The 13,140-nt window shown below is 65.3% G+C and carries 11 protein-coding genes; 5 read left to right on the forward strand and 6 right to left on the reverse strand.

All coding sequences use genetic code 11. From position 1 onward, the window contains the following. Positions 1–124 precede the first annotated feature (124 nt). Complete coding sequence (locus DJ563_RS16920) at positions 125–1,459, forward strand: OprD family porin (RefSeq protein WP_434518062.1); 1,335 nt, start codon at positions 125–127, stop codon at positions 1,457–1,459. A gap of 233 nt (positions 1,460–1,692) precedes the next feature. Next, positions 1,693–3,189, forward strand: coding sequence for a diguanylate cyclase domain-containing protein (locus tag DJ563_RS16925; RefSeq protein WP_434518063.1), 1,497 nt, complete (start codon positions 1,693–1,695; stop codon positions 3,187–3,189). Here the strand turns inward: DJ563_RS16925 and DJ563_RS16930 are convergent. After that, entirely contained in the window at positions 3,186–3,662 is a 477-nt protein-coding gene (locus DJ563_RS16930; protein ID WP_274098663.1) for a ferritin-like domain-containing protein, read from the reverse strand. The genes DJ563_RS16925 and DJ563_RS16930 overlap by 4 nt on opposite strands. A gap of 201 nt (positions 3,663–3,863) precedes the next feature. Here DJ563_RS16930 and DJ563_RS16935 point away from each other — a divergent pair, with 201 nt between their 5' ends. Further along, positions 3,864–4,085, forward strand: a complete 222-nt coding sequence (locus tag DJ563_RS16935) for a DUF3820 family protein (protein ID WP_095064025.1) — start codon at positions 3,864–3,866, stop codon at positions 4,083–4,085. 35 nt (positions 4,086–4,120) lie between these two features. Here DJ563_RS16935 and DJ563_RS16940 read toward each other — a convergent pair whose 3' ends face one another. The 3 genes from DJ563_RS16940 to ptsP are packed head-to-tail and all read right to left on the reverse strand — an operon-like array spanning position 4,121 to position 9,656. Then, a complete protein-coding gene (locus tag DJ563_RS16940; RefSeq protein ID WP_274099288.1) occupies positions 4,121–5,860 on the reverse strand; it encodes a PTS fructose-like transporter subunit IIB in 1,740 nt (579 codons plus the stop codon). Beyond that, positions 5,857–6,804, reverse strand: coding sequence for a 1-phosphofructokinase (gene pfkB / locus DJ563_RS16945; protein WP_434518064.1), 948 nt, complete (start codon positions 6,802–6,804; stop codon positions 5,857–5,859). Before pfkB ends, DJ563_RS16940 begins: the two co-directional genes overlap by 4 nt. After that, a complete protein-coding gene (ptsP, locus tag DJ563_RS16950) occupies positions 6,804–9,656 on the reverse strand; it encodes a phosphoenolpyruvate--protein phosphotransferase (RefSeq protein WP_434518065.1) in 2,853 nt (950 codons plus the stop codon). The genes pfkB and ptsP overlap by 1 nt, the downstream gene beginning before the upstream one ends. 287 nt (positions 9,657–9,943) lie before the next feature. Between ptsP and cra the strand changes: the two genes are divergently transcribed. Next, on the forward strand, positions 9,944–10,939 hold the full coding sequence (cra, locus tag DJ563_RS16955) for a catabolite repressor/activator (protein WP_162525082.1): 996 nt from the start codon (positions 9,944–9,946) through the stop codon (positions 10,937–10,939). Positions 10,940–10,941: 2 nt separating this feature from the next. After that, a complete protein-coding gene (locus DJ563_RS16960) occupies positions 10,942–11,718 on the forward strand; it encodes a TatD family hydrolase (protein ID WP_047582730.1) in 777 nt (258 codons plus the stop codon). 19 nt (positions 11,719–11,737) lie between these two features. On the opposite strand, the gene ampE is transcribed toward DJ563_RS16960, so the two are convergent. Then, the gene (gene ampE / locus DJ563_RS16965) at positions 11,738–12,568 is read right to left on the reverse strand and encodes a regulatory signaling modulator protein AmpE (protein WP_274099293.1); all 831 of its coding nucleotides are present in this window, start codon (positions 12,566–12,568) and stop codon (positions 11,738–11,740) included. Continuing rightward, entirely contained in the window at positions 12,565–13,131 is a 567-nt protein-coding gene (ampD, locus tag DJ563_RS16970; RefSeq protein WP_047582731.1) for a 1,6-anhydro-N-acetylmuramyl-L-alanine amidase AmpD, read from the reverse strand. The genes ampE and ampD overlap by 4 nt, the downstream gene beginning before the upstream one ends. Between the last annotated feature and the right edge of the window lie 9 nt (positions 13,132–13,140).

Here is a 13,140-nt window from a genome sequence, read left to right on the forward strand (position 1 = left end):
GCTGCCAATCAGCGGCTTTTTTTATGTGTTTTAACTATCAGCCCGGCGGCAACGTCACTCATAAGAAAGTTGCACATTCAAAAATAAAAACTGCCCCACCGTCAGACCAAAGGAGCTAGTACCGGTGCCTTCCGCGTTTCGCTTTACCCCGTTGTTCATTGCATTGACTGCAACGATGCCTTTCGCCGCCCAGGCAGATGAAGACAAGGCTGATGGCTTCATCGAAGGGTCTTCCCTGAACCTGCATTTTCGTAATGCCTACTTCAACCGCGACAACCACAATGCCGGCGCGCGCGACACCCGCGAGTGGGGCCAGGGCGCAGTGGCGCGCTTCGAGTCGGGCTATACCCCCGGCGTGATCGGCTTCGGCGTGGACGCCCATGCCATGCTGGGCCTCAAGCTCGATGGCGGTGGCGGCCATGCTGGCACCAGCATTCTGCCGCAGCATGTGAAGGACGACGGCGAACTGGGCGCGGCCCCGCATTCGTTCTCTACCGCAGGTGCAGCAGTCAAACTCAAGGGTTTTGACACCGAGCTGAAGGCCGGTGACCTGTTCCTCACCAACCCGGTGATCGCCGGTGGCGAAACCCGCATGCTGCCGCAGACCTTCCGCGGTGTGAGCCTGACCAACACCAGCATCGACGGCCTGCTGCTCGAAGGCGGCCAGGTCAGCTTCACCAAGCCGTACAACCAGAGCGGCCACCGCCGCATCGACACCTACTACGGCTCGCTGGACGAACACGACAAGAGCAAGCACCTGAACTGGGCCGGCGCAGCGTGGAGCGGTAGCGAAAACATCACCGCCAACCTGTACGCCGCCGAGCTGAAGGACATCTGGAACCAGTACTACGCCGACTTCGACTACACCTATGTGGTCAACGACCTGGTCAGCCTCAACCCGGGTGTGCACTTCTACCACACCCAGGACACCGGCCAGGCCCTGCTGGGCAAGATCGACAACAATACCTACAGCGTGCACTTCACCGTCAACGCCGGGTTCCACAGCGTCACGGCTGCCTACCAGCGGGTCAATGGCGATACGCCGTTCGACTACATCAACCTGGGCGACAGCGTGTACCTGGACAACTCGCGCATGTACTCGGACTTCAACGCGCCCAACGAGCGCTCGTGGAAGCTGCAGTACGGCTACAACTTCGCAGGCCTGGGCATCCCCGGCCTGAGCACGACGCTGTCGTACTCGCGCGGCGAGGCAGACCTGACCAAAGCCGACCAGAACAACACCCATTACGACTACTACCGCGCCGATGGCAAGAATGCCATCCACTGGGAGCGTGACCTGGACGTGAAATACGTGTTCCAGGAAGGCGACTTCAAGGACCTCTCGGTGCTGGTGCGTTACGCCGCCCACCGGGGCAGCCAGGGCTATGCGTCGATCGACAGCAACAGCGACAACGACGAACTGCGGGTGATCGTCGATTATCCGTTGAACGTGTTCTGACCTGAGTTAGGCGCGAGGGCGACGCTGTTAGGGGATCAGGGGCGCACGGGTGCATGTCTTGATTGTTCCAGCGCCCTCTAGATCGAGCGCCGCCCGCGCGGCGCTCGATCTCACAGGCACCGCCCACTTCCAGCCAAACAAGCGCGTGATTCCGTCGGACAAATCTTGTCCGACAATCCCCAGTTCCCTAGAATGTTGCCGCCGCGAATGGCCCTGCCTCAGCAGTAGCGAGCATGCTCACCCGATCACCGCGTTTCGCACTCTACAGGTCGCACCCCGAGCTGATCCTCAACCTGGGCAGTTGCCTTGCCGTGCTCGCCATCGTGGCCATCGTCAGTTACCTGCTGGCCCGTGAGCGCGAAAGCGTCGAACTGTCGGCCATCCGCGCCTCCAACAACATCGTCCAACTGATCGAAAGCGACATCCTGCGCAACGCCGAGCTTTACGATCAGTCGTTGCAGGGCTTGATCTGGGCGGTCGGGCGCAAGGAACTGCCGGAGATCCCCGGTGTGCTACGCCAACGCCTGTTGTTCAATGAAGCGTTCGTCGACCGCAAGCGCGGTGACGTGCTCTGGCTCGACAAGCAAGGCAACGTGGTGGGCGATTCCACCAGCACCGTACCGCGCAAGGCCAACTTCAGCGACACCGGGGTGTTCCAGGCCCATTTACACAATGCCGACCTCGGCTTGCTGGTTGGCCCGCCGTTCAAGGCCAGGCTGGGCGACCTGGACTGGTGCATCAGTTTCAGCCGGCGCATCTCCGGCCCCGATGGCGAATTTGCCGGCCTGGTGGCGGGCGCCCTGCGCCTCTCGTACTTCAGCGAACTGTTCAAGCGCCTGGACATCGGCGATGACAGCAGCATCAACCTGTTCAATACCGACGGCCAACTGCTGGCCCGCCAGCCCACGCGCCCGCAAGACCCGCTGATCGGCACCCTCTATGCCGAGCGGCCCAACTTCAAGCGCATCCTTGGCGAGCGCAGTGGCAGCTTCACCGCCCGCTCCGCCACCCACGGCACCTCACGCATGTACACCTTCGCCCGCGTGGCCGACTTGCCACTGATCGTGTTGGTGGTGCACTCGGCCGACGAAGTGTTCCAGTCGTGGCGGCGTACCGCAATTGTGGTCGGCGTGGCCACGGGCGTGCTGTGCATGGGCCTGCTCTGGCTGACCTTGTTGCTGGGCCGCGAACTGCGCCGTCGCCACGAGGCCGAGTTGGGCCTGGCAACACTGGCCGCCACCGACAGCCTGACCGGCCTGGCCAACCGCCGTCGGCTGGATCAGGTGCTGCGCCTGGAGTGGGCGCGCGCGCAACGCAACCACAAACCGTTGGCAGTGCTGATGGTGGATGTGGACCATTTCAAAGCGTTCAACCAACGCCACGGCCATGCCGGGGGTGACCATGCACTGCGTGAAGTAGCCAAGTGCATCGAGGCCTGCATCAGGCGGCCGGCGGACCTGGCGGCGCGTTATGGTGGGGAGGAGTTTCAGGTGATCTTGCCCGAGACCGATCTGACCGGGGCGCGGCTGCTGGCCGAACGTATTCGCAGCAGCGTGGCGGCGCTGGCGCCGTTTGCCAATGACACCCGCGCAGTGACGGTGAGCATCGGCATAGGCCTGTACGAAGCAGGCCCCCAGTACGATCTGGCGAGCGTACTGGGGGCTGCGGACGAGGCGCTCTACCGGGCAAAGGCCAATGGCCGCAACCGGGTAGAGGGGCCTACGCTTTAGGAACGGGCGCGGGCGGCGTTACGCAGTGCCTTGACCTGGTCGTGGTTACGCTGCACACCTTGCAGCTGTTTTTCCACCAGGGCGTAGCTCGGATCGCTGGCAGCACGGCCCAGTTTGACCAGTTTCTCACGGGCTTCCTTGTAGGCTTTCAGGGCATGGTCCTCGCCCCGCTCGACCTCGTTCAGCACGGCCTCTTCATCCTTGCCGGTGACCATCGCCTTGAGGTTGACCCAGCCACGGTGCAGGTCACCGCTGATGCTGGTGGATGTCTCAGGGTCGCCACCCAGGCGGCGTACTTCGCTTTGCAGCTCGCCGGCGGCGTTGCCACATTCACCGGCGCGCTGGACGAAGAAGGCTTTCAGCTCGGGGTTTTTCACATCATCGGCCGAGGCCTTGAAGCCTTTTTCGCCATCCTTGCTGTATTCGATCAAGTCGTTGAGCACATCGATCACGTCTTTGTTGGGGTTGCTCATGTTCACGAACTCCTTGGCAGGTGATAGTCATCTGTAATGGAGCAGCGTTCGTGCCAACCCTTGTTTTAGAATTAAATCCTTTTAAATCAATTACTTAAATAATCGCCCAACCATGCCCGAAGCGGCGTTCTGCATGATTGCCGCTTGGGCCTTCGTGCAGATTGCAGTATGGTCGGCGCTTTTCCACAGCCAGGTGCGCCGATGAAACCGGAAACCCTCGAACTGCTGGTCACCCGGACCATGCCCTTTGGCAAGTACCAGGGCCGCATCATTGCCGATTTGCCGGGCGACTACCTGGCCTGGTTTGCGCGCAAGGGCTTCCCGGCCGGGGAACTGGGGGGGTTGTTGGCGCTGATGCATGAAGTCGATCATAACGGGCTGATGGACTTGCTGGAGCCGTTGCGGCGCAAACATCAGCGGTAGGCAGGGGGGCTGCTGCGCAGCCCCAGAACGCTCGATTACCCCTTCACCGGCACCACTGCCAGTTCCACCTGCTCGCGCTTCTTGATCACCGCGTACACCACCGCCGTCAGCAGGCTCCCCGCCACGATCGCCAGCAGGTACAGCAACGCATGGTTGATCGCGTTGGGGATCAACAGCACGAACAGGCCCCCGTGCGGCGCCATCAGCTTGCAGCCGAAGTACATCGACAACGCACCGGTCAAGGCACCCCCGGCGACACTGGCCGGGATCACTCGCAACGGGTCCTTGGCGGCAAACGGGATGGCGCCTTCGGAAATGAAGCACAGCCCCAGGGCCAGCGCGGCCTTGCCCGCCTCGCGTTCGCTCTGGGCAAACTTGTGGCGGGCGATGAAGCTGGCAATCCCCAGGCCGATCGGCGGCACCATGCCGGCAGCCATGGTCGCCGCCATGGGGGCATAGCTCGACGAGGCCAGCAGGCCCACCGAAAAGGCATAGGCGGCCTTGTTGATCGGCCCGCCCAGGTCCACGCACATCATGCCGCCAAGCACCAGCCCAAGCAGGATGGCGTTGGTGGTGCCCATGCTGTCGAGAAATTGCGTCAGCCCTTCGAGCATCGCCGCCACTGGCTGGCCGACCACATAAATCATCACCAGGCCGGTGAACAGGCTGGCCAACAGCGGAATGATCAGGATCGGCTTGAGCGCCTCCAGGCTGCTCGGCAGCCGTGCCCAACGGGCAATGGCCTTGGCGCTGTAACCGGCGAGAAACCCTGCAATGATGCCGCCGATGAAGCCGGCCCCCAGGGTGCTGGCCAACAGACCACCGATCATGCCGGGCGCCAGGCCCGGGCGGTCGGCGATCGACCAGGCGATGTAGCCGGCCAACAGCGGCACCATCAGCTTGAACGCCGCCTCGCCGCCAATCTGCATCAAGGCCGCCGGCAAGGTGCCGGGCTCTTTGTAGGCTTCGATACCGAACACGAACGACAACGCGATCAACAGGCCGCCGGCTACCACCATCGGCAGCATGAACGACACCCCGGTGAGCAGGTGCTTGTACACCCCCGTCTTCTCACCCTTCCCGGCGCTGGAGGCCGCAGCGGCATCGGCGGCATGTTCGACCTTGGCTTCGGCCAGGGCCTTGTCCAGGGTGGCGCCAGCCTGCTTGAGGGCGATGCCGGTGCCGCAGCGGTAGATGCGCTTGCCGGCGAAACGCGCCGTGGGCACTTCGATGTCGGCGGCCAGCAGCACCACGTCGGCCTCGGCGATGGCTTGGGCGGACAGTGGGTTACGCGCGCCTACCGACCCTTGAGTCTCCACGGTAAGTTGGTAGCCCTGCTGCTGCGCGGCCTGCTGCAAGGCCTCTGCGGCCATGAAGGTGTGCGCGACGCCGGTCGGGCAGGCAGTCACCGCGACGATCCGCGTGCCAGCGCCACTCACCGCGACCGGGCTACCGGGCACCTCGGCCAACAGCTGGGCCTTGGCCGCCGCCTCGTCGAGAAAACCCTCGCGGTCGGCCAACGCCTGGGACGGTGTGCTCTGGTACACGCGCTTGCCGACAAAACGGGCCAGGTCCACTGGCCCGGTGCTGACCACCAATACCCAGTCGGCTTCGCTGATCTGTGCCGGCGTCAGCTGCCGCTCGGGGTGCTCGGCGTCCTCCACCTCGACGCTGGTGCTCCAGCCACGACGCTGGGCAGCCGCCGCCAGCAGGCGCGCGCTCAGCACGCTGGACACCTGGCCGTTGGGGCAGGCGGTGACAATGGCAATGTTCATCGGCAACCCTCTTGTTGTTCTGTCACTTGCACGCCCGCTTCCAGGCGTGCCAGTTGCTCGCGGTCACGAATGCCGAAACCGACCTGGGTCACGGCCTGGGCGGCGATGGCGGTGGCTCGGCGCAAGGTCTGCGCGGGCGCCTCGCCAAGCAGCAGGCCATGGACCATGCCCGCCACCAGCGAATCCCCCGCGCCCACGGTGCTGGCAACCCGCACCTTGGGCGGCTGGGCATGCACGGCCAGGTCGCGGGCGAACCAACTGACGCCCTGCTCGCCGGCGGACACCACCACATGCTCGACGCCACTGGCCAGCAGGCGTTCGGCCGCTGCGCGTTGCTGCGCCGGGCTTTGCACCGCCAGGCCAAGCACCTCGCCAAGTTCGTCGGTATTGGGTTTGACCAACCACGGCGCGCATTGCAGGCCGGCACGCAGCGCTTCGCCACTGCTGTCCAGGGCAATTTTCAGGCCCTGAGCCTTCAGTTGTTCGAGCAACTGGCGGAACCACTCAGGGCTGATACCGCGGGGCAGGCTGCCGGCCACCACCACCGCATCATGCCCAGCGGCGACCTGCTCCAGCCGCCGCAGCAACGCAACGCGGGCGGCCTCGTCGACCTCTGGCCCCTGGCCGTTGATGTCGGTCACGCGGCCATCGGCTTCGACCAGCTTGATGTTGCTGCGCGTCTCGCCCGCTACGCGGACAAAGCAATCGGTAAAACCACGCCAGTCGATCAAGGCTTCGAACGGCTGCAGGTTGCCCTGCCCGAGGAAGCCGCCAACGGTGACGCTGTGGCCCAGATCGGCCAGTACCTGGGCGACGTTCAGCCCTTTGCCGGCGGCATGACTGTGCTGCGCCTGGCTACGGTTGACGTGCCCTGGGCGCAAGGTATCGAGGCCGATGGTGATGTCCAGCGCCGGGTTCAGGGTGAGGGTGAGGATCTTGGCCATCAGTAACGCTCCACCAGCGCGCGAACCGCCGCGGCGCTGTCTTGTTGCAAGGCCTCGCGCGCCAGGGCGCGGGCCGTCTGGTGATCGGCCTGGCGGACCAGGGCCTTGACTTCGGCAATGCTGCGGGCGGCGACGCTCAACTCGTCAACGTCCAGGCCAAGCAGCACGGCGACCGCCTGCGGGTCGGCGGCCAGCTCACCGCACACGCCCACCCACTTGCCTTCGGCATGGGCAGCGCGCACGGTCATGTCGATCAGGCTCAACACCGCCGGGTGCAGGCCGTCGGCCTGAGCCGACAGGCTCGGGTGGCCACGGTCGATGGCCAGGGTGTATTGGGTCAGGTCGTTGGTGCCGATGCTGAAGAAGTCCACTTCGCGGGCCAGCTGCGGTGCCAGCAGGGCCGCCGAGGGCACCTCGACCATGATGCCCAGTTGCAGGTCGGCCACCGGAATTTCCTCACGCAGGCGATCGACCATGGCCCGCGCTTCACGCCATTCGTGCACCTGGCCGACCATCGGGAACATGATCCGCAGCGGGCGCTGGTCGGCAGCGCGCAGCAAGGCGCGCAGCTGGTCTTCCATCACCTGTGGGCGCTGCAAGGTCAAACGCACACCGCGCACCCCGAGGAAGGGGTTGTCTTCGGCAGCGATCGGCCAGTAAGGCAGCGGCTTGTCGCCGCCGACATCCAGGGTGCGCACCACCAGCGGCCGCCCACCCAGGCCGTCGAGCACGCGGCGGTACTCGGCTTCCTGGGTGGCCACGTCCGGCGCCTGGGGGTGGGCCATGAAAATCAGCTCGGTGCGCAGCAAGCCGACGCCTTCTGCGCCCTGCTCCACGACCTTGTCGATACCGCTGCTCTCGCCGATGTTGGCAAAGACTTCGACGGCATGGCCATCACGGGTAACAGCCGGTTCATGACGGTTGGCCCAGGCCGCCTGCAGGCGCTGTTCACGCTGGTCGCGCTCGGCCAGGGCGCGTTGCAGTTCGGCGGCGGCTGGCGCGATGTTCACCACACCGCGTTGCCCATCGAGCAACAATGGCGTGCCGCCATCGAGCAGCAGAATCGCTGCACCGGCGCCGACCACCGCCGGGATGCCCAAGGCGCGGGCGACGATGGCACTGTGAGCAGTCGCCCCGCCCTGGGCGGTGACGATGCCGGCGACCCGGCTTGGGTCCAGCCTGGCCACATCGGAAGGGCCGACCTCGGTCATCACCAGTACATACGGCTGGTCGGGCTCGACCTGCGCCTGCACGCCGCACAACTGGGCCAGCACGCGGCGGCCGATGTCGCGCAGGTCGGCGGCACGCTCGGCGAGCAAGGCGTCGTGCAGCGACTCCTGCTGCCGGGCGGCCGCCTCGATCACCGCCATCCATGCCGCAGGGGCGCTCTCGCCTTGGGCCAGGCGCTGCTCGACATCATCAGCCAACGCCGGGTCGGCGAGCATTTCCTGGTGGGTGACGAAAATCTCGCCGATGGCCTTGTCGCTGCGCTGGACCAGCGCTTGCAACTCGCCGTTTACCGTTGCCAGGGCCTCGCGCAGCTTGACCCGTTCCTGGGCGGGGGACTCACCGCGCAGCGGGTAGTCGATGTCGCGCTCGACGCAGACGTGCGCCGGGCCACTGGCAATGCCGGGGGCCGCGCCGACGCCCTGAATTCGGCTACCTGCGGCGGGTGCCTGCAGCACCTCCTGCGGCGGGACGGCAACCGCTGCAGCGCTTTGCGGCAGCGGCTCGACGTCCTCGCCCAGGCCCTGCTCGATGGCCGCCAGCAGCACCGGCAGCGCATCAGCGGCAATGCCGGGTTCGGCAATCAGTTCCAGCTCCTGACCACGGCGGGCACCGAGGCTGAGCAACTTGCTCAAGCTCTTGACCGACACGGCGGGTTGCGCGCTGTCGGTCAGGCGCACACGGACTTCGCCCTCAAACCCCTTGGCCAGTTGTGCCAGCACCTTGGCCGGGCGGGCATGCAAACCATGCGAGTTGGCCAGCACGATGCGCGCGCTGGGCCAATCTGCCGGCGCCTCGCCGCCCAGCACCTGCAGTACCGCGCGGCTGCTGGTGGCCTGGTAGAGCATTTGCCCGCGCCCTTCGATCAGCACTTCGCACAGGCGCTCGAGCAAGGCCTGATGGGCAGCGCCAAGGCTTGCCAGGCAGAACAGGCCGTTGAGCGGTTGGTCGCGGTAACGCAGCGGTTGCTGCGGGGTAATGAATGCCAGGCCAGGCTGGCGCACCTGGCGCTCGCTGTGCAGCCACCACAGGCCCTCGCCCAGTGGCAGCGGCTCGGCCTGTTGCAGCACGGCGGCAAAGCCACTGTCGACGCAACCGGCGCGCTGCAGCAAGCGCGCACCGCGCCAGGCCAGTTCGTCGAAGTCTTCGGCCGGCAGGTTCAGGCCGACCAGTTGCGCATCCAGCGCCAAGGCTTGCGGCGCACCTTGCAACAACTTGAGCAAGGCCTCGGCAGAGCTGGCCCGGCGCAGCGCTTCGGCGAGGTCGGTCTCGCCCAGGGCGCGGGTCAGCAGTTGCAGCAAGCGCAAGTGTTCGTCAGAGCGGGCAGCGATACCGATGGCCAGGTAGACCACCTGGCCATCGCCCCAGTCCACGCCCTCGGGGAACTGCAGCAGACGCACCCCGGTGGTATGCACCAGGTCGCGGGTCTGCGGGGTGCCGTGGGGGATGGCAATGCCCTGGCCGAGGAAGGTCGAGCCCTGCGCCTCACGGGCCTGCAGGCCTTGCAGGTAACCCTCGGCGACCAGGCCGTCGGCAACCAGTTGGTCCGCCAGCAGGCGCAATGCCTCGGCCTTGTCCGCGGCCTTCTGGCCCATGGCTATCTGCCCTGTGGCGAGCTCGAGCATGACCTTCTCCTTTTACAGTGCCCAAAGTCGGGTACTGAGGTTATTGTTGTGAAATTCACGAAAACGGCCAGTTCAACAGCCGTGCACAGACGGCAGCCAAGGCAGAATATTTGGCAGCTGAAACGTTTAACCTGACCAGGCGGCCACGTTACTCGATAATCTCCCCAGGAAAAAGCCCCATCCTGTCGGACAATTGCGACAATGGTCGTCTGCGCGCGGTGGCAACTCCGGGTCAAACTACCCGGTCAGGCCTCGCAGCCAGCCCCGGTAATAATAAGGAAAATTCGGTGAAACTCAGCGATATCGCCCGTCTGGCCGGTGTGTCCGTGACCACTGCCAGCTACGTCATCAATGGCAAGGCCGAACAGCAGCGCATCAGCAGCGGCACTGTCGAGCGCGTGCGCGCGGTGGTCGAAGCCCATGGCTTCACGCCCAACCCGCAAGCCGCCGGCCTGCGCAGCCGACACACCCGCACGTTGGGCTTCATTCTCCCTGACCTTGAGAACCCCAGCTACGCCCGCATCGCCAAGCAACTGGAACAAGGCGCCCGAGCCCGGGGCTATCAGTTGCTGATTGCCAGCAGCGATGACCAGCCCGACAGCGAGCGCCAGTTGCAGCAACTGTTCCGCGCCCGCCGTTGCGATGCCCTGTTCGTCGCCAGCTGCCTGCCGGTGGAAGACGACAGCTACCGTGAGCTGCAGGACAAGGGCCTGCCGGTGATCGCCATCGACCGCCGCCTGGACCCAGCGCACTTCTGCTCGGTCATCAGCGATGATCGCGATGCCAGCCGCCAGCTGGCGGCCAGCCTGCTAAGCGCTGCCCCGCGCAGCATCGCCCTGATCGGCGCGCGCCCAGAGCTTTCGGTCAGCCAGGCCCGTGCCGGCGGCTTCGATGAAGCGCTGCAGGGCTATGCCGGTGAAGTGCGGCGTTACCAGGGCGAGGCATTCAGCCGCGAATGCGGCCAGCGCCTGATGCAGCAACTGATCGACGAGCAAGGGGGGTTGCCCGACGCCTTGGTCACCACCTCCTACGTGCTGCTGCAAGGCGTGTTCGACACCCTGCAGGCGCGCCCCGCCGACTCGCGCCAGCTGCAGCTGGGCACCTTCGGTGACAATCAACTGCTCGATTTCCTGCCGCTTCCGGTCAATGCCATGGCCCAGCAGCACGGGCTGATTGCTGCCACCGCACTGGAGCTGGCCCTGGCTGCAATCGAGGAAAAACGCTACGAACCCGGCGTACACGCCATCGGTCGAACCTTCAAGCAACGGATCACAGCGGGCTGAGCATGCGCCTGATCGACACCCACACCCACCTCGACTTCCCCGACTTCGATGCCGACCGCCCGCGCCTGCTGGCCAACGCGGCGGCGCGAGGGGTTGAACGCATGGTGGTGCTGGGGGTGTATCAGGCGAACTTCCAGCGGGTATGGGACCTGGCCTGCGCCGAGACGCAGGTGTTTGCAGCCCTTGGGCTGCATCCGGTCTATCTCGACCAGCATCGCCCCGAGCACCTTACCCAACTGCGCGACTGGCTGGACCGCCTGCGCGGCGACCCGCGCCTGTGCGCTGTGGGTGAGTTCGGGCTGGACTACTACCTCGAAGCACTGGACAAGGGCCGCCAACAGGCGCTGTTCGAGGCCCAGTTGCAACTGGCCTGCGACTTCGCACTGCCCGCCTTGCTGCATGTGCGCCGCAGCCACGCCCAGGTGATTGCCACGCTCAAGCGCTACAAGCCGGCGCGGGCGGGGGTGATCCATGCGTTTGCGGGCAGTTACGAAGAAGCGCGTGAATACATCAAGCTCGGGTTTCGCCTTGGCCTTGGCGGGGCAGCCACCTGGCCCCAGGCGTTGCGGCTGCGCAAAACCCTGGCACGGCTACCGCTGGAGAGCGTCGTGCTGGAGACCGATGCGCCGGACATGGCCCCGGTGATGTACCCGGGTGAGCGCAACAGCCCGGAGCACTTGCCTGAGATCGCGGCGGCGCTGGCGCAGGTGATGGGGGTCGATGTCGAGCAACTGGCCGCCGCCAGCAGCCGCAATGCCTGCGAGCTGTTTGGCTGGTAGCCAGCTAACCTGGGTAGGCTCAGACCAACACCGTCCACAACGCGAACCCGGCGTACCACAGCACCGCGCAGCGCAACAGCAACTCCCACAGGCTGTCCAACCGGCTCAACCCACGCTGGCTGTCTTCTTCCTCGGGAATATCGTCGGCAATCCGGCCGACCCGGGCCACCAGGTGCCCGGCGCTGATGTGCCAGTTGAGCAGTTCGTGCAGCATGACGCGGGTCACCGCGACGAAATTGCCGACCAGCGCGAAGCTCAAGGCCAGCACCCGCACCGGCAACCAGTCCATGATGTGCCGCAATTGCTCGGCACGCGCCTTGAGCGCAGGCTGATTGCTGTGCTCGCCGCACAGCGCCAGCAGGCGATAGGCCAACGCAGCACCTGGGCCGAGCACGAAATACCAGAAGATAACGGCAAAGAAGCTTTGGTAAGCCTGCCACAGCAAATAGCCCTGCACGCGCACCAGCAAGCTGTGGGGGTCGTCGGCCACCAGGCCCAGATCGCGCTCGGCAACGTGCAGCGCGGCCTGATCATCACCGCGCCGCCAGGCATCGCGAAACGGCCCCAGCGCCGCCTTCGCATCGCCGCGGCCCAGGCTGTAGACCAGCACCAGCAGGTGTACCGGCAATGCCAGCAGGCCATAGGCCACCGGCTCCAGCACATGCAGCAGCAATACCAGCACCGCTACCGGCGCCAGCACCAGAATGGCCAGCGTCCACCACGGCTGCACCTTGCCGCTGCGCTCCAGGCGCACCATCTCGCCCAGGAAAAAACCATCGCGCTGTACTTGATGGCGCAGTGCCGAGAACTTCTCGACCCACAGCGCCAGCAGCAGAACCAGAAAACTCATGGGTAGTCCTCGTTATCCTTCACGGTTTGGCGATAGCGACCCCAGTCGAATGCCGGGCCTGGGTCGGTCTTGCGCACCGGCGCAATGTCGCTGTGGCCCTGGATGCGCGCCAGGCCGATGACCGGCCAGGCGCTGCGGATCTGCCGGGTAAGCTGCGCCAGCGTGGCGTACTGGGCATCGGTGTAAGGCAGGTCGTCAGTGCCTTCGAGTTCGATACCGATGGAAAAGTCGTTGCAGCCTTCACGCCCGTCGAAGCTGGAGACGCCAGCATGCCAGGCGCGGTCGAGCAACGACACAAACTGGGTCACGGCACCATCGCGCTCGACGAACAGGTGCGCCGACACCGTCAGCTGGCAGATGCTCTGGAAATAGGGGTGCTCATTGGCGTCCAGGCGGTTCTGGAAGAATTCCTGAACCTTGCCGGTGCCGAAACACGCGGGCGGCAGGCTGATGTTGTGGATCACCAGCAGGGATATCGACTCGCCCTCGGGGCGCGCGTTGAAGTTCGGCGAAGGGCAGTGGGTGATTCCGTGGAACCAGCCGGTGGCACGGTCCAATTGCATGGGGGCAGA

Origin of the sequence: Pseudomonas sp. NFX1, from assembly GCF_051123555.1 — a bacterium.
GTDB lineage: Bacteria > Pseudomonadota > Gammaproteobacteria > Pseudomonadales > Pseudomonadaceae > Aquipseudomonas > Aquipseudomonas capeferrum.

Coding starts and splice junctions, on each gene's coding strand:
- DJ563_RS16925 (WP_434518063.1), top strand. CDS start 1,693: ATGCTCACCCGATCACCGCGTTTCGCACTCTACAGGTCGCACCCCGAG.
- DJ563_RS16930 (WP_274098663.1), bottom strand. CDS start 3,662: ATGAGCAACCCCAACAAAGACGTGATCGATGTGCTCAACGACTTGATC.
- DJ563_RS16935 (WP_095064025.1), top strand. CDS start 3,864: ATGAAACCGGAAACCCTCGAACTGCTGGTCACCCGGACCATGCCCTTT.
- DJ563_RS16940 (WP_274099288.1), bottom strand. CDS start 5,860: ATGAACATTGCCATTGTCACCGCCTGCCCCAACGGCCAGGTGTCCAGC.
- pfkB (WP_434518064.1), bottom strand. CDS start 6,804: ATGGCCAAGATCCTCACCCTCACCCTGAACCCGGCGCTGGACATCACC.
- ptsP (WP_434518065.1), bottom strand. CDS start 9,656: ATGCTCGAGCTCGCCACAGGGCAGATAGCCATGGGCCAGAAGGCCGCG.
- DJ563_RS16960 (WP_047582730.1), top strand. CDS start 10,942: ATGCGCCTGATCGACACCCACACCCACCTCGACTTCCCCGACTTCGAT.
- ampE (WP_274099293.1), bottom strand. CDS start 12,568: ATGAGTTTTCTGGTTCTGCTGCTGGCGCTGTGGGTCGAGAAGTTCTCG.
- ampD (WP_047582731.1), bottom strand. CDS start 13,131: ATGCAATTGGACCGTGCCACCGGCTGGTTCCACGGAATCACCCACTGC.